This is a genomic window from Acidisarcina sp. (assembly GCA_035539175.1).
GTDB lineage: Bacteria > Acidobacteriota > Terriglobia > Terriglobales > Acidobacteriaceae > JANXZS01.
On sequence record DATLIY010000008.1, the window covers coordinates 312,806 to 327,998 of the forward strand.

Below are 15,193 nucleotides of genomic sequence, written 5' to 3' on the forward strand. Positions count from 1 at the left end.
CACCAGGATTCAGTCTCCGATCTAGCCCAAGATTCAGCCTGATCGGAAGCAATCGCCCGTCCGACTAGACGCCCACGCCGTAATCGGCGGTCGGCATCCTATCCCCGGCATGCGAATAGAAGTCGTAGGGCGTGCGCCGCTTGAACTTGTAGCGGAGGCGCAATTCGCGCCCGAGAATTACGCCCAGAGTGACTGCGCCGAGCGCTAACGACGCCCAGCCGATGGTCTTGATCGCTTTGCTCTCACATCTGCATTCCGGCAGAGTCATGACGGCAGTTTCCTTTTCCTCCCCGCTGCTTCGTCTCCTGGATCATCTCTGCGCGGGGCGGCATACTTCAAACTTCTAAGGTCATCATAGCGCAGCTTTCTCTCTCGCCGCTCTAACACCTTGATGCCATCCTCGTCCGGCGAGGCAGTCCTTTCAGCGGATGGATTCAATTTTGTGCAGGAGTTCCACTTTGCGCTCGGGATCGAGGAAACTCGCCTCGATGGAGTTGGCGGCCAGCTCGCGCAGGTGGTCTGCGGAAAAATCGAACTCCCTGTGAGCCAGAAGATATTCCGCCTCGATATCGCTCTCGAACATGGCAGGATCGTCCGAGTTCAAGGTCACCATCAGCCCAGCGTCAAAGTACTGCCGAAGGGGGTGCCGCGCCGGGGAATTACAACATCCCGTACGCACGTTGGAGGTAACGCATATCTCCACCGGGATCTGGCGCTCGGCAAGGACATCCATCAACTCACGGTCTTCGATTGCCGACAAAGCGTGCCCCAGGCGCTCCGCTCCAATGTTCAGCGCGGCCCAGATCCCTTCCGGGCCGACGGTCTCGCCAGCGTGCGCGGTCAGGTGCAGACCGGCATCGCGCGCCTCGGCGTAGAGATCGCGAAAGGGCTCGGATCCGGTGCGCCGTTCATCTCCGCCGATGCCGATGCCGATGATGCTGGGCGCATCCTGTTTCAGCGCTGCTGCCTTGCGGAAGACGCGGGCGGCCTCCTCAGGACCAAAGTGGCGGACCGCGTCGAAGATCCAGTAAAGCGTGGTGCCGAAGTCCCGCTCGCCACGCTGGCGGCCGCGTTCCATGCCGGCAAAGATGCGATCGATCAGGAAAGGATCGGCCTCGCACTCCTCGCGGCGCCAATAGTAGATGACGCCAACCGAGACATACACCTCTGCATGGACCACTCCCTGCTGGGCCAGCCGCTCGATCATGCGGTAAGTAATCAGCTCGTAGTCTTCCGGCGTGCGCAGCCGTTCTGTGATGGCTTTAAAGGCGAGCATGAACCCGCTGAAGTCCTGGTAGCGGTAGAGCGACTTCGCCTCGTCCAGCGTCATCGAGGTCCTTGTCCGCTTGCGGTCGTGCCGCTGGCTCAGTTCGACCAGTGTCGCAGGTTCAATCGTGCCTTCGAGGTGGAGATGCAATTCGGCCTTGGGCAGCCTGCGGAGCCAATCGCCCGGAATGGCAAAGCTATTCATCCGCGTTCCAGATACCCGGCATTGCCCGGCGCAAAGCTGCTGCGTTTGCGGCTGTAGAAGAAGTAGATTACCAGGCCAATCGCCAGCCATACAAAGAAGCACAGCCAGTTAAAGATGGGCAGGCCAGCCATCAGCAGCATACAGAAAACTAGGCTCAGCAGCGGAACCACTGGACCTCCGGGAGCGCGAAAGCTCCGATGCCGTTCCGGCTCGCGGAAGCGAAGAATCAACACGCCGATCGATACCAATGTAAATGCGAAGAGCGTACCGATATTGGCCACATCGGCAAGTGTACCAATATCCAGCAAACCCGCTGGAATTCCCACTACAAAACCCGCCATCCAGGTTGCGGCTGAGGGCGTGCGAAACCGTGGATGCACCCGGCTGAACCATTTGGGGAACAACCCGTCGCGGGACATGGAAAACCACACGCGTGCCTGTCCCATCTGGAAGACCAAGATGGAGGAGATCATGCCCAGCATGGCGCCGAACAGAATCACCAGCCGGATCCAATGCAGATGGGCACCGCCGGGCGCGAGCGAGAGCTGCTTGAGAGTGTTGACCACCGGGGCAGCGTTGCCCACCAGCGAGTTCCACGGCACCAGCCCTGTAAGCACAACCGCCACAGCTACATAGAGCAGGGTGCAGACGATCAGCGTCGCCATAATGCCGAGCGGCACGTCACGCTGCGGATTGCGGCACTCTTCGGCAGCGGTGGAGACAGAATCGAATCCGATGTAGGTAAAGAAGATGATGCTGCCGCCCGTCAGCATGCCCGACCATCCGTTGGGGAAAAAGGGATGCCAGTTATGCGGCTTGACGAATCCGGCTGCGGCAAAAACGAAGATGAGGATCGCGGAGATCTTCAGGATCACCATGATGTTGTTCGCCTCCGCCGACTCGCGGATGCCCCGGACAAGAACTACGGTGATCAGCATAACGATTACGAATGCGGGGATATTGAAGCCGAAATGCCAGCCGGGAGCGTAGAGCATCGCGCCGTCAAAATTCTGCAGTCCGGAGGGTAGAAACGCAGGCGAGATCCATCGCAGTGCTGGATGGACTCCAAACCAGTCCAGCAGGTCCACCATATGCGCCGCAAAGCCTACGCTTACTGCCATATTCGAGACGGCATATTCGAGGATAAGGTCCCAGCCGATAATCCACGCTACCAGTTCTCCCATGGTGGCGTAGGTATAGGTATAGGCGCTGCCGGCGATGGGGATCATGGACGCCATCTCGGCATAACACAGCGCGGTCAAGGCGCAAACTACAGCCACAAGCAACAGGGAGACAGCCAATGCCGGCCCGGCTCCAGGTCTCCCGATCAGCGCCTTGTGGTGAATGAGGTAGTCGAGCAGAGGAGAGTTGACGATAGAGGAGGTGTCGAACTTCTCCCCCGCAATGGCCGTGCCGATGACGGTGAAGATGCCGGAGCCAATCACCGCGCCGATTCCCAGGGCGGTGAGCGACCACGGGCCGAGCGTCTTCTTCAGGCGTTGGTCCGGCTGTTCGGAATCGCTGATCAGTTTGTCGATCGACTTGCGTGCAAAAAGCTGACTAGACAGACCCAGACTCCTTCGCCGCGAATTACGACGAATCATCCAGCCTGTCGCGCATTTCTGCGAGACAGGCCGCAAGGTTCCTCTGAAGTTCCTAACAGATTACTGTTTTACCGCTTGCTGGCTCCGCGGGCCATCTTCTTTATTTTTTTCTTGTTTTCGCCGCGAGCACCGGTACGAGGAGCCTTGGGAGCAGCCTTTTTCCGCGCTGCACGCTTCACTTTCTTCCGTTCGAGCTTGTCTTCAATCTTCGTTGTATCTGCCATGTTTCACTCTCTCCGATCTTGTATGTGTGGCGCAAAATGCCACCAGTTTCCAACTACCCATCGACATCCTGCCCAGACACAACCGAAATCCTGTCACCCGGGCAGCCTGCAGCGATGCTGGTTACAACCTCTGCAACTGGGCGAATTTCTCTACCAGTTTTTTTATTCCGAATTTTGCAAATTGTACCGTAATCTTCGCATCTTCACCGTCTCCTTCGCGATGGAAGACGACACCCTCGCCATATTTCGGGTGGAGGACCCGCTGCCCCTTGCCAAATCCACGAGCCCCGGTGGCTTCCGGAACCTCCAGTCGAGGGCGGGCCGCGCTCCCGGAGCGCGAAGAAAAGAACTTCGCAATATTATCCAGCGACCCGGTATCCGGCCTTTTCGGTGTGGAGGCCGGGGAGTTGCGGCGTGAGCCGGCGCTCTGGTCCTCGTCCTCGTAGCTGTAGTGGCGGCTGCCTTCGAAATCCTCTCCACTGTGGCGGCCACGCGTGGGGTAGGGCGTGGCATACGCGTTCCACGTGGACGACCGCTGCGTCGCGCCGCCGCCCAGATCTTCCAGCAGCCGGTGCGGAATCTCCTCGAGAAAGCGCGACGGCATGCTCGCCTCCGGCATATCGTTGCCGAAGCGGCGGCGGTAGCGCGCCCGGGTCAGCACCAGCGCATCCATGGCGCGGGTCATGCCCACATAGCAGAGCCGCCGCTCCTCTTCGAGGCCATTCGGGTCGTTCAGTGTCCGCGAATGGGGGAAAAGCCCCTCCTCCATGCCCCCCAGCAGAACAAGCGGGAACTCCAATCCTTTCGCCGCATGCAGAGTCATCAAGGTAACGCGCGCATCGGGTTGGTATTGATCCGTATCGCTGACCAGCGCGGCGTGATCCAGGAACTCTGAAAGGGTTTCTCCGCGCTGTTGCGCATCCTGCGCCGCATTTGCCAGTTCCTTGAGATTTTCGATGCGGGAGAAGGCTTCGGGCGTTCCCTCCTCCTCCAGCGAACGGATGTACCCGCTGCGATCGATGAGGAAGCGGATCAATTCCGGCAAGGTAGCCGGATCGCCGGATTTGCGGAAGCCCTCAACCGGAGCTGGCTCAGGTTCGGCGGCTGCGGCAACCTCCACCTTCTTCTTCGGCGTCGCCTTGCGATAGGCAGCAGGGGCCGCGTCGAGAAACGGGTTAAAGTCCACGGCGTTTACCGGCAGATCTTCCTCAGGAAGCGCCGTGTCTCCGGCATTCAGCTCCAGGGTTCCCTGGGAAGCCTCGCCAAAGTCGAAGCTGACATCCGCCTCCTCGGCCTCGGCTGTCTCCGCGGGAAGGATGGCCTCGGCGGAGTCCTCGCTCGACACATCGTTCGAGACATCGCCCGACACAACGCCCGAGACATTATTCGAGACATCCGCGGCCAGCTTCTCGGCAAACTCCGAGGCCAGCATGGCGCGTGCGTCATTGATGATGCTGCGAAAGTTCTCGAGCGCGATGCAGGCGCGCTGCGGCAGCAGGCGATTCCGGATGGCGTGCCCCATGGCGTTCCACGTACTGGCTCCGGTCTCCAGTGCAAGCCGTTCCAGCGTTTCCAGCGTCGTTTTGCCAATGCCACGGACTGGCGTGTTGACCACCCGTTGCAGGGCGACCGAGTCGTTCGGATTCTGCACCAGCTTCAGATAGCTGAGCAGGTCCTTGATCTCGGCGCGGTCGTAGAAGGAGAAGCCTCCAACCATGGTGTAAGGGATCCCATAGCGGCGCAGCGCCTCTTCCACCAGGCGCGATTGCGAGTTGGTGCGATACAGCACGGCAACGCGCGGGGCCTCCTGCTCTTCCCCTGCCTTGCGCAGATATTTCTGGATGTAATCGGCAATAAAAAGCGCTTCATTCTCGCCATCGGGAGCCTCGTAGTAGCCCACCAGCGGACCGCCCTCGCGCTCTGTCCACAGCGCCTTTCCCTTGCGCTGGGCGTTGTTGGCAACTACCGCCGATGCCGCCTCAAGAATGGTTTCCGTCGAGCGGTAATTCTGCTCCAGACGAATCGTTTTGGCTCCGGGAAACTCGCGCTCGAAGTCAAGAATGTTGCGGATGTCCGCGCCGCGCCACGAGTAGATGCTCTGATCCTCGTCGCCGACCACGCAGATGTTCTGATCCTTGCCCGCGAGCAGCTTCATAATCTCGTATTGCGGGCGATTCGTATCCTGGTACTCGTCGATCAGAACGTAGCGGTAGCGCCGGTTGTAGCGCTCGCGCACCTCTGCCGACGAACGCAGCAGGCGCACCGTCTCCAGCAGCAGATCGTCGAAATCGAGAGCGTTGTTCTTGCGCAGCTCCTTGGTGTAGGCCTCATACACATGGGCGACACGCTCGGCGGTCGGATCGGTGGATTGCAGGTAGGCTTCCTGCGGATTGAGCATGTGGTTCTTCGCCCAGGAGATGCGCGACAGCACAACCCGAGGCGTCAACTGCTTGTCATCCATGCCCAGCCGTCGCATTGCCTGCTTGACGACTGCTTGCTGATCCGACTCGTCATAGATGGCAAAATCCCGCGTCAACCCCTGGCCGCCAACGCGCAGAGTCTCGATATCCCGCCGCAGGGCGCGCACGCAGAAGCTGTGAAAGGTGCACAGCAAGGGCTTTGCCAGCGAGCCGTGCGGCAGCAGCTTGTCGACGCGCTCGGCCATCTCCGCCGCGGCCTTATTGGTAAAGGTGACCGCGAGGATGGCGTCAGGCGCGACTCCGCGCTCCTCGATCAGATAGGCGATGCGGTGCGTGATGACGCGCGTCTTCCCCGAGCCTGCCCCTGCGAGGATAAGGACAGGACCGTCAATCGCCTCAACAGCGGCCCGCTGCTGGGGGTTCAGTTTGTCAAGTAAATGCTGCAAAATCCTTCTCTCGTGGAGGTAGGCCAAGGCCGGTGATTGCGGTCCCTGGAAACCTGCTGGTCCGCAATGAACTTCCTATGAACAGTGTATCGCCCATGAGCCATTCGACGCTCGTGGCGCTATCCTGTTAGGCATCATGAACCGTGTTCCTTCTGCTTCGCTGCACGTGTGCGTCTTCTGTGGTTCGAGTGACGGGGCCAAACCCGAGTACCTGCTGGAAGCAATCCAGCTGGGCCGCTGCCTGGCAGCCGCGGGATGGGGGCTGGTCTATGGCGGTGCATCCGTCGGCCTGATGGGCGCGGTGGCGGATGCCGCCCTGACCGCGGGAGCCGAGGTCATCGGCGTGCTTCCCGAAGCCCTCGCCGCAAAGGAGATCGCGCACAGCAACCTGACCGAGCTTCATATCGTCGGAAGCATGCATGAGCGCAAGGCGAAGATGGCTTCCCTCTCCGATGCCTTTATCGCGCTGCCAGGCGGCTACGGCACACTCGACGAGTTTCTGGAAATCCTGACCTGGGCGCAGCTCGAAATTCACCGGAACCCCTGCATCCTGGTGAATACGGACGGCTACTATGACCGCCTGCTGAGTTTTCTGGACCACGCCGTGGAGCAAGGCTTTCTGCGCGCCGCGAACCGCAGTCTGCTGGTAGTGGCCAAGGATGCGGAGCAGGCGATAACCCTGATCCGGGCAGCGGCACCGCAGGCCGCCGCGCAGCAGGAAGTAGGGTCGCAAGCCGAGCCCCTTCTCCAGAGGCAGCCGCAACTCCTGCCGTAGCGTCGGCCGCCTGGAATCAGCCCTCGTGAGCCGGAATCTTCAGATCGGCAGCGCGGCACGCATCGCACGGGCAGGTGCGGCGCAGATAATCCCACGAATAGATCCCGCTCTGGTGGCCGTCCGTCCAATGAAAGCTGATGGCATAGCGGCCCACCGGAGTAACCGTCTCCGGCCGCACCGGCGGCGCATACATCGGAAGCAGCGTCTTGGAGGCTGCCTTCGGCTCTCCGGGCTGGCGGCCAGCGGCCTTGCGCTCCTCGTTACAGGTGGCGCAAGGACAGGCATTCCGAAGCCACGCAAAGGTCCAGGCGCTGTGATGACCGTCCTTCCAGTCGATCTCCATACCCTTGCCCTCGGTCTTGTGGACGCGCACCTTTACCGGCTCGATCGCCTCATGGGGAAGATCGCGTTGCGCTTCCTGCTCCTTGCGCGCCTGCTCTTCTGAAACCATACGAATTCCTTCGTGACTCATAAATCCTCTACTCCTATTGTGCCTGAGGGTTGCCGCTTCGCAGAAGCCGGGCATCGCGCCTGTCGTATTTCACCTTTAACCCTAGAATTGCCAGCGAGAAGAGCAGCGTGCATCCATTCGACAGGATCACCGGCCAGGAATGGATCATCAGCCCATACGCCAGCCACAGTGCCAATCCCACGGAAAACAGCAGAAACATGACGATTGAGATATCCCGCGCCGACTTCAGCCGCCAGACTCGTATCAATTGAGGCAGAAACGAGACGGTGGTGCAGAATGCGGCGCCGGAACCTATGCTGTTTGAAACCCAGGCAGAAATCACAGATTTACCTCTGCCTCCAGAAGAAATATGCGGCCATGCCAAGGCCGAGTAGAACGATGAGCGAGCGGAGAACACCGCCATTGAGCCGACGGGACCAGCGGGCTCCCACATAGCCACCCACGGCGGCCGTGAGCATCATCAACAGGCAGTACCGCCACAGGATTTGCCCGCGAACGATGAATGTGACCACCGCAATGCCATTCGCCAGCGTGGTGGAGACCACCTTCAACGCATTGATTTGATTCATCTCCTCGATACCAAAGAGCGCAAGCACGGAGATGATCAGAAACCCCGATCCGGCACCAAAGTAGCCGATGTAAAAGCAGACCACGGACATCGCGACCACGAGCAAGGGAAGCGAAGTCTTCGTTTTGTGGGGATGCAACTGGCGGGATCGCAGCCATCGAGAGACCGGCCCGCTGGCCGCAAACAGCAAAGCAGCCACCAGCAGCAGCCACGGAACCAGGTGGAGAAAGGTCGCCTGTCCGGTGCGCAACAGCACAAGCGCGCCCAGAAATCCCCCGGTGAGCGCCGCTCCGCCCAGCGGAAGAATAAGCCTGCCGTTCCCCCGCAGCTCTTCCCGATACGCCGCGATGGAAGTGAATTGCCCCGGCCATAGTGCAACGGTGTTGGTTGCATTTGCCTGGATCGGCAGTACCCCCACCCCAAGAAGCGCGGGAAACGATAGAAAGGACCCTCCGCCAGCCATTGCATTCAGCGCGCCGGCTATGAAGGAAGCGATAAACAGCCAGCTGCTGTGCAGGTTGGGCGCAAGAGTCATACTTCCTGATTGTAACGTCGCGGGTCCTGAAGCCGGCTCAGGCTGGCACGATCTCTGGCGTTGCGGCGATCAGAGCCTGGGTATAGGGATCGCGCGGCCGCAGACATACATCCTCACTGTTGCCGGTTTCCACAATTCTGCCGCCGCGCATGACGGCGATCCGGTCCGCCAGATAATGCACCAGCGGCATGGAATGAGAGATGAACAGATACGTCAGGCTGAAATCACGCTGCAGCTCCCGCAGCAGATTCACGATCTGCGCCCCTACGCTGACATCGAGCGCCGACACCGGCTCGTCCAGGACGAGAAGCTCCGGGCGCAAGGCCAACGCCCTGGCGATATTGATGCGCTGCCGCTGGCCGCCGGAGAACTCATGCGGATAGCGCAGCAGCGCCGAGTCATCCATCCCGACGGCACGCAGCAGCTCCCGCGTTTGACGGCGCAGCCCCTCCCGGCTGGCGTCGATCTGCGAATCGCGGCGATGAATAAGGAGCGGCTCCGCGATGATGTCTGCAATTCGCATGCGAGGATTCAGAGCCGCGAAAGGATCCTGGAACACCGGCTGCAGGCGGCGGCGCAACCGCTGCATCTCCTTCTTGCTCGCCGTTGTGAGCTCTACTCCCGCGAAACTCACGGTCCCCGAGGTGGGAGGCACCAGCCCCAGGAGAATACGCGCAATCGTGCTCTTGCCCGATCCCGATTCGCCCACGAGCCCGAGCGTTTCGCCCCGCTCCATCGAAAGCGAAACATCGGTGACGACAAAATGCTCTTCGCTGCGCATTCCCTTGCGTCGCGGATAGCTCTTCGAAATACTGCGCAGTTCCACCAGCGCCATGCCCGGATGTTAGCATCCCGCACCGGAGTCGCTTCCATGGGTTGAATGGTCTCCCTCGAAAGATTCCTGAGACGAAAGCCAGGAGCGGAGCAGTAGACTGGGTGGCATGTTTCGACAAAGACTCCGTTGTGGACTCCGGCGTGTGCTTCCGGCTGCCATTCTGGTCGTGGCTTCGCTGCTCGGCGCTGCTCCGCTTCAGGCAGAACGATCAACGAATGTTGAGCCCGATCTTGCCGCCGGGCGCGCACAGCACCTGCGGCACGGCATCAATGCGAGCATGTGGTTTGCGCAATCGCCACACAACTATTCCAGAGAGCGCCTGCAGACCTACACAACGGCGGACGACATCGCATTGATCGCCCGGATGGGCTTTGACCATGTGCGCCTGAGCATCGACGCCGATCCTTTAGTGGAGTGGCAGCGCAACGGCAACTCCACCGACTTTATGACCGAGCTGGACCGCGTGGTCAAGATCATGCTGGCGAATCATCTGGCCGTCATCCTCGACATCCACCCCGAGAGCAGCTACAAGGCTCCGCTGCGCCAGGGGACGGACAGCGTGAAACACTTTACCTCGCTGTGGCGGGCACTCGCGGCACACTTTGCGTCTTCCGATCCGGAGCACGTCTTCTTCGAGATCATGAACGAGCCCGAGCAGGACGATCCCTATCGCTGGCAGGGGATCGAGAATGTCGTCGCCGATGCTATCCGAGGCGTTGCGCCGAAGCACACCATCATCGCCGCTGGAGCGCGCTGGTCCGGCCTGGAAGACCTGTTGATGCTGGAGCCGCTAAGCCAAACCAACGTCATCTATACCTTCCACGATTACGAGCCCTTTCCATTTACCCATCAAGGAGCTACGTGGACCAGTCCGGAGGTTCAGCCGCTGCGCGCGATTCCCTATCCCTCATCGGCAGACGCGGTATCTCCCAATCTCAATCAGGAGCCGGATCTTGCCGGCAAATACTTTCTAGAGCAATACGGCCTGGGGCGATGGGATGCGGATCGCGTGGAGAAGACGATCGAGTTTGCCGCACTCTGGTCCCAGATGCACCACGCGCCAGTGTATTGCGGTGAGTTTGGAGTGCTTCGCGATTACGCGCCCGCAGCCATGAGAGCCCAGTGGCTGCACGACATGCGCGTAGCCCTGGAGAAGGACCATATCGGCTGGGCGATGTGGGATTACCAGGCCAACTTTGGAGTCGTGACCAAGGCGAATGGAGTGACGACCGCTGACCCCGAAATCGTGAAGGCTCTCGGCCTTTCCGCCTCTGGGAGATAGCCGGGGGGGGGCGCTTCCCTGTTCTTTGCAGCTATGGGACAGTAGACGCGGGAACGGCGGACGCGGGAACGGCCGACGTTGGAGCAGAAGGCGCTGAGACCGAAGGCGCTGGAATCGATGGTGTTCCCGATCCTTCCGTGAGCGTCACCATGCGATCGACCGCGGGCGGCGGAAATACCTCCTTCAGGCCGCTGGGCCAGCGTACTTCCACGCGATCGATATGCGTACTCGTGCCTAGCCCGAAATGGAGACGCATATCGTTGTTGGAGAGATAGCTGGAGCCGCTTCGAACCTCTTGCACCAGCCTGCGGCCTCCCGCCACAACGGTAACGGTGGCGCCTATGCCGTCGCGATTCGACCGGGTCCCCACCAGCGCGGCGCCGAGCCAGTGGTTCTTGTTTGCTGCCTGATTGACGAGCAATAACGGCTTGCTGCCCATGTTGTTCACAACAGCCGATTCGCGCCCATCATTCCACAGATCCGCAATCGCAAGCCCCCTGCTCGACTTCGGCACGAGGCAGCCGGGGCCTGACTTTTGACTGATGTCGAGAAATTTTCCATTTCCCTGGTTCCAGTAGACAAGCCGCGGCTCCCGATAGCTTGAGCCAAGATGCGCACTATCTACTTCGGGATAGACATGGCCATTCACGATCATCACATCCGGCCAGCCGTCGTTGTCCAGATCCAGGAACATCACTCCCCAGCCAAGGTACTGGGTGTTCAGCCCCAGCCCGGCCTCATACACCGTGGAGGTGAAGGTGCCGTCTCCATTGTTGCGGTAGAGGGACGAGGTGTCATCGGAGAAGTTGGTCTTGAAAATATCCGGCAGCCCGTCGCCATCGTAGTCCGCAACGGAGGAGCCCATGCCAGCCTGCTCGCGGCCATCCTCATTGAAGGCGACCGCCGCTTCCACCGCGACATCGGTGAAGGTCCCATCTTTATTGTTGCGGTAAAGAATGCTGGGAGTACTGTCGCAGGCTACATAAATATCCGGCCAGCCATCGCCGTTATAGTCGAGCGTGGAGACACTCAGGCAGTAGTGCCCCTCCGTCTTTTCAATCCCGCTGGCCTTGCTGACGTTGGCAAACCTGCCTCCGCCAAGATTGTGATAGAGCACGTTCGGCGTGGACTCCAGCCCGCGTGGACCGCACATGACCGGTGTGCCCTTCCAGATGCACATCACACCCTGTCCAGGGCGGGGGGCGGTTTTGACATCGAAGTGAACATAATTGGAGACGATCAGGTCCAGCTTGCCGTCGCGGTCATAATCCACAAAGGCGCACCCTGCCCCCCACTCACCGCCGGTTCCTGCAACGCCGGCCTGCTCGGCTACCTCTTTGAAGGTTCCATTGCCTTCATTGTGATAGAGACGATTCTTGCCATAGTAGGTGACGTACAGATCATCGTAGCCGTCGTTGTCGTAGTCGCCGACGCAGGCGCCCTGGCCCCATCCGCTGGCTGTAAGCCCCGCAGCGCGAGTGACATCCGTGAAGGTGCCGTCATGGTTATTGTGGTAGAGGTGGCTTGTGGGATGCGACCCCTTATTCGGCTCGTCCAGCGAGTCCCCGTTGACCAGGAAGATGTCGGGCCATCCATCGTGGTCGTAGTCGAAGATCGCAACTCCGCTTCCTGTGGTCTCGATGATGTATTTCTTGGTATTTTCTTCTCCGTTGATATTCTCCATCTGCACCCCGGCCTGGGCCGCAACGTCGACGAACCACGCAGGAGCCGGATGCTCTGCGCTCGCCGGATAGGGGGGCGTGAGAACGTGCGATGGAGGAGAATGGTGGCGGGCGGGTGGCGCCTGAGCAAGACTTGCAGCAAGAGGCAGCAGGAGCACTCCCAAGAACAGCCTGGACCAGAAGGGCATCAAGCAAATCCTAGCATCCCCACTACGCCATCCGCCGCCGGCTGGCGTATTCTCTAATTCGCTATGCGCAATTTTTCTTTCCGTAGTTTTTCTTTCCGCAGTTTCCTGGTCGCGGTTTTCCTGGCCGCGCTCTTCTGCCAACCCGGTGTTCCCTGCTTCGGACAATCCCCCGCGGCACCGGCACTCCCTGACGCAGCAAAGCCCGCGCCGACGCTGGCGGACGCTCAGCAGAAGCTGGAGCATGGCCGGACAGAAGACGCAATTGCCATCCTGCAGCAGTTGGCAACGGCCCAGCCTCCGATAAAAGGAGTGAACCGTGAACTGGCGATTGCCTTCTACCGGACAGGAAAGCTGACGGAGGCGGAACGCACATTTGCGAAAGCAATGGCGGAGGATCCGTCCGACATCGAGTCGGTACAGTTGCGGGGACTGACCCTGTACCGCATGGGACAACCCGCAGCCGCAATTCCATACCTGGAGAAGGTGCGGCAGTGGACTCCGAATGCCAACGCCGATGCCAACTATGTGCTGGGCCTCTGCTATATGAACTCGCAGCACTATGACCAGGCACGTGGCGCTTTCGCCGCCCAGTACGGTGTCGCTCAAGACTCCGGAGCCGCATACCTGCTGCTGGCGGGGATGTTGCTGCGCGCGGATCTCCCGGAGCTTGCCGCCGAGAATGCTCAGAAGGCTCTTACAGTCTCTCCCACATTGCCGCTGGCGCATTTCAAGCTCGGCGAGGTTTTTCTCTTCAAATCCGATATTCCGCACGCACTCGAGCAGTTCGAGCAAGAGCGCGAGCTAAATCCTGCTTATCCTCCGGTTTATGACCGGCTGGGCGATGCGTATACGCGGAGTGGCCAGTATCAAAAGGCGCAAGAGGTTTTGACCAAGGCGATCTCGCTGGATATGTCGAGTACCGGACCCTTCATTCAACTGGGTAAGGTATTTCTGCGGCGCAACGACCCTCAATCGGCAGTCCTGTATCTGCAGCATGCCGAGAAGATGGATCCCAGCAACACCATGACACATACCTTGCTGGGGCAGGCGTACCGCAGTCTGGGGAGGGAGGCTGACGCGAAGCGCGAACTCGAAGCCACTTCGAAAATCAACTCCGCCAACCAGCTCAAGCTGCAGAATATAGAGTAGTCATCCGGGGTTGAATCCCGCTAGTGAACGCGGATAGCCACTAGCCTGGTCTGCAACGGGACGCCGCCTCCAAGGGAGACCTCCAGCACCGCCTCGAACGGCCGGATCTGCCCCTTCGGGAGCGAGGCGGCCTTCAGTAGTTCGCCAACGCTCTCAGGGCTGCAGACGTACTCCACTGCGGCCTGGGTGCCCAGCGTCGTAAGTCCGGAGAGCATCAGCATCTTCTTCCCCGCCTCTACCCCCGGCAGCAGCGCGACGATTGCATAGTCCTTGGTGAGGGGGTGCTCCTGCCGGGTGAACAGCGCAGGTTCGCCTGGCCTGGGATGCTGGTTGACCACTCCCGCAGAATCCGGTCCGGAGACCATCGTGAAATCCATGGTCGAGGGCAGGATCTTGAGGGAAGGATTCTCCGCGGGCGAGCCAATGAAGACCAGGTTCGTCAATCTGGCCTCGTCCCACGTGACCAGGCGGCTCCGCTTCAGAACGAAGGCTGCCTGATGCGCGTCGAAGAGCCGGGTAAGCTGGTAGACGGCCGCAAGCTCGCCAATTCCGGTATAGGTATCCACGGAGTGCTCCGGCGCGAGTTGGTCCGGCGTGGCATCCGGTGGCGGATAGCGAAGCCCGGTCTTTGAATCTCCCAGGAACAGCGCGTTGCTATAGATCACGAGCGGCGGGTTCCCCGAGAGGAAGGGAGCCCAGAGCGTATCGAGTGCCGAGTTGGCTAGCGGAGCCCGCTTCGGCCAGCTTCGTCCAACCAGGGTTGCCACGGCGACTGAGGCGACCCACGCCACCACAAGGACGGCTACGATGACATACTTCGGGTGCTTCCACCGGGCAAAAAGTGCCGGGCGGGTCTCCCGCAACGGTGGCGTTTCCTCCACGGGCGTAGGAGATGCCGTAGGAGATGCCGGTTTCACGTCCGTTTCACGGGGGTGAAACACTGGCAGATAGCGGCCCTTGGGTATATCGATCAGAATCTCTTCCGCTGCACCCTCGGTTGAGAAGTACTCCGCCAGCTTTTGCCGGAGGTGACGCGCATGCGTACGGACGATACTGTCCTCGCTGGAGTTGTATCCAGGAGAACGCTGAAAGACATTGATGCCAATCTGTTGTTCCGTCGCCTCTTCCGGCGCCTGGCGAATCGCACATTCGGTAACGTACAGCAGAAAGTCCCGAAGACGCGTCGAGGCCTTGAAGGATTCGCTGGCAGCAACCCGCTGAACCAGGATCCATCTGGGGTCCTTAAGGTGCTCAGGGGACTCCGCGGCATCTGCCGAAGGCAATCGCTTCACCGCCGAAAGATTGAGTCCGCTGCTCTTCACTGTCAAATCACCGTAAAAAACTTGTCAACGCCGCCCGCACTCTAGAGGCTAGCATGTCTGCCCAATTTAAAGGCAGACATGACTGAACTGTCGTTCATTGCACCGCATTGCTCTTGTCCGGTTGGTTGTTGCACGAAAATGGAACGGCCAATCCTATTGAATTCTGGATGGGAAGAGACGATTGGAAGTCAAAAATGGGATCTCCGTAGAGATCTCTTGA

14 protein-coding genes are annotated in these 15,193 nt (G+C 60.1%); 3 read left to right on the forward strand and 11 right to left on the reverse strand.

Annotation, left to right across the window (positions count from 1 at the left end):
- Positions 1 to 64: 64 nt before the first annotated feature.
- The 5 genes from VM554_09390 to VM554_09410 form a co-directional block, all read right to left on the reverse strand.
- On the reverse strand, positions 65 to 268 hold the full coding sequence (locus tag VM554_09390; protein ID HVJ08587.1) for a hypothetical protein: 204 nt from the start codon (positions 266 to 268) through the stop codon (positions 65 to 67).
- Positions 269 to 421: 153 nt separating this feature from the next.
- Positions 422 to 1,471, reverse strand: a complete 1,050-nt coding sequence (add, locus tag VM554_09395) for an adenosine deaminase (GenBank protein ID HVJ08588.1) — start codon at positions 1,469 to 1,471, stop codon at positions 422 to 424.
- Positions 1,468 to 3,075: an amino acid permease gene (locus VM554_09400; GenBank protein ID HVJ08589.1), complete on the reverse strand. Its 1,608-nt coding sequence runs from the start codon at positions 3,073 to 3,075 to the stop codon at positions 1,468 to 1,470. The genes add and VM554_09400 overlap by 4 nt, the downstream gene beginning before the upstream one ends.
- Before the next feature lie 68 nt (positions 3,076 to 3,143).
- The gene (locus VM554_09405) at positions 3,144 to 3,299 is read right to left on the reverse strand and encodes a hypothetical protein (GenBank protein ID HVJ08590.1); all 156 of its coding nucleotides are present in this window, start codon (positions 3,297 to 3,299) and stop codon (positions 3,144 to 3,146) included.
- A 121-nt stretch (positions 3,300 to 3,420) separates the two neighbouring features.
- Positions 3,421 to 6,165, reverse strand: a complete 2,745-nt coding sequence (locus VM554_09410) for a UvrD-helicase domain-containing protein (GenBank protein HVJ08591.1) — start codon at positions 6,163 to 6,165, stop codon at positions 3,421 to 3,423.
- Positions 6,166 to 6,301: 136 nt separating this feature from the next.
- Between VM554_09410 and VM554_09415 the strand changes: the two genes are divergently transcribed.
- Positions 6,302 to 6,940 (forward strand): TIGR00730 family Rossman fold protein, encoded by a 639-nt coding sequence (locus VM554_09415; GenBank protein HVJ08592.1) that lies wholly within the window; start codon positions 6,302 to 6,304, stop codon positions 6,938 to 6,940.
- 16 nt (positions 6,941 to 6,956) lie between these two features.
- On the opposite strand, the gene VM554_09420 is transcribed toward VM554_09415, so the two are convergent.
- From VM554_09420 to VM554_09435, 4 genes are read right to left on the reverse strand one after another with little or no spacing between them, the layout of a single operon-like run.
- Positions 6,957 to 7,412 (reverse strand): DUF971 domain-containing protein, encoded by a 456-nt coding sequence (locus tag VM554_09420; protein HVJ08593.1) that lies wholly within the window; start codon positions 7,410 to 7,412, stop codon positions 6,957 to 6,959.
- 13 nt (positions 7,413 to 7,425) lie between these two features.
- Complete coding sequence (locus VM554_09425) at positions 7,426 to 7,734, reverse strand: SemiSWEET transporter (GenBank protein HVJ08594.1); 309 nt, start codon at positions 7,732 to 7,734, stop codon at positions 7,426 to 7,428.
- A 4-nt stretch (positions 7,735 to 7,738) separates the two neighbouring features.
- Complete coding sequence (locus VM554_09430) at positions 7,739 to 8,515, reverse strand: sulfite exporter TauE/SafE family protein (protein HVJ08595.1); 777 nt, start codon at positions 8,513 to 8,515, stop codon at positions 7,739 to 7,741.
- Positions 8,516 to 8,552: 37 nt separating this feature from the next.
- Positions 8,553 to 9,350, reverse strand: coding sequence for an ATP-binding cassette domain-containing protein (locus VM554_09435; protein HVJ08596.1), 798 nt, complete (start codon positions 9,348 to 9,350; stop codon positions 8,553 to 8,555).
- A 106-nt stretch (positions 9,351 to 9,456) separates the two neighbouring features.
- Here VM554_09435 and VM554_09440 point away from each other — a divergent pair, with 106 nt between their 5' ends.
- Entirely contained in the window at positions 9,457 to 10,632 is a 1,176-nt protein-coding gene (locus tag VM554_09440; protein HVJ08597.1) for a glycoside hydrolase family 5 protein, read from the forward strand.
- A gap of 31 nt (positions 10,633 to 10,663) precedes the next feature.
- Here VM554_09440 and VM554_09445 read toward each other — a convergent pair whose 3' ends face one another.
- Entirely contained in the window at positions 10,664 to 12,502 is a 1,839-nt protein-coding gene (locus VM554_09445) for an FG-GAP-like repeat-containing protein (GenBank protein ID HVJ08598.1), read from the reverse strand.
- 63 nt (positions 12,503 to 12,565) lie between these two features.
- Between VM554_09445 and VM554_09450 the strand changes: the two genes are divergently transcribed.
- Positions 12,566 to 13,651 carry a tetratricopeptide repeat protein gene (locus VM554_09450; protein ID HVJ08599.1) on the forward strand — a complete coding sequence of 362 codons (1,086 nt, stop codon included), beginning with the start codon at positions 12,566 to 12,568 and terminating at the stop codon, positions 13,649 to 13,651.
- A 20-nt stretch (positions 13,652 to 13,671) separates the two neighbouring features.
- Here VM554_09450 and VM554_09455 read toward each other — a convergent pair whose 3' ends face one another.
- Complete coding sequence (locus VM554_09455; GenBank protein ID HVJ08600.1) at positions 13,672 to 14,979, reverse strand: hypothetical protein; 1,308 nt, start codon at positions 14,977 to 14,979, stop codon at positions 13,672 to 13,674.
- Positions 14,980 to 15,193: the final 214 nt, after the last annotated feature.

Excerpts from the sequence above, each read along its gene's own strand:
- VM554_09390 (HVJ08587.1), bottom strand. The coding sequence starts at position 268 with ATGACTCTGCCGGAATGCAGATGTGAGAGCAAAGCGATCAAGACCATC.
- VM554_09430 (HVJ08595.1), bottom strand. The coding sequence starts at position 8,515 with ATGACTCTTGCGCCCAACCTGCACAGCAGCTGGCTGTTTATCGCTTCC.
- add (HVJ08588.1), bottom strand. The coding sequence starts at position 1,471 with ATGAATAGCTTTGCCATTCCGGGCGATTGGCTCCGCAGGCTGCCCAAG.
- VM554_09450 (HVJ08599.1), top strand. The coding sequence starts at position 12,566 with ATGCGCAATTTTTCTTTCCGTAGTTTTTCTTTCCGCAGTTTCCTGGTC.
- VM554_09445 (HVJ08598.1), bottom strand. The coding sequence starts at position 12,502 with ATGCCCTTCTGGTCCAGGCTGTTCTTGGGAGTGCTCCTGCTGCCTCTT.
- VM554_09435 (HVJ08596.1), bottom strand. The coding sequence starts at position 9,350 with ATGGCGCTGGTGGAACTGCGCAGTATTTCGAAGAGCTATCCGCGACGC.
- VM554_09415 (HVJ08592.1), top strand. The coding sequence starts at position 6,302 with ATGAACCGTGTTCCTTCTGCTTCGCTGCACGTGTGCGTCTTCTGTGGT.
- VM554_09440 (HVJ08597.1), top strand. The coding sequence starts at position 9,457 with ATGTTTCGACAAAGACTCCGTTGTGGACTCCGGCGTGTGCTTCCGGCT.
- VM554_09420 (HVJ08593.1), bottom strand. The coding sequence starts at position 7,412 with ATGAGTCACGAAGGAATTCGTATGGTTTCAGAAGAGCAGGCGCGCAAG.
- VM554_09405 (HVJ08590.1), bottom strand. The coding sequence starts at position 3,299 with ATGGCAGATACAACGAAGATTGAAGACAAGCTCGAACGGAAGAAAGTG.
- VM554_09400 (HVJ08589.1), bottom strand. The coding sequence starts at position 3,075 with ATGATTCGTCGTAATTCGCGGCGAAGGAGTCTGGGTCTGTCTAGTCAG.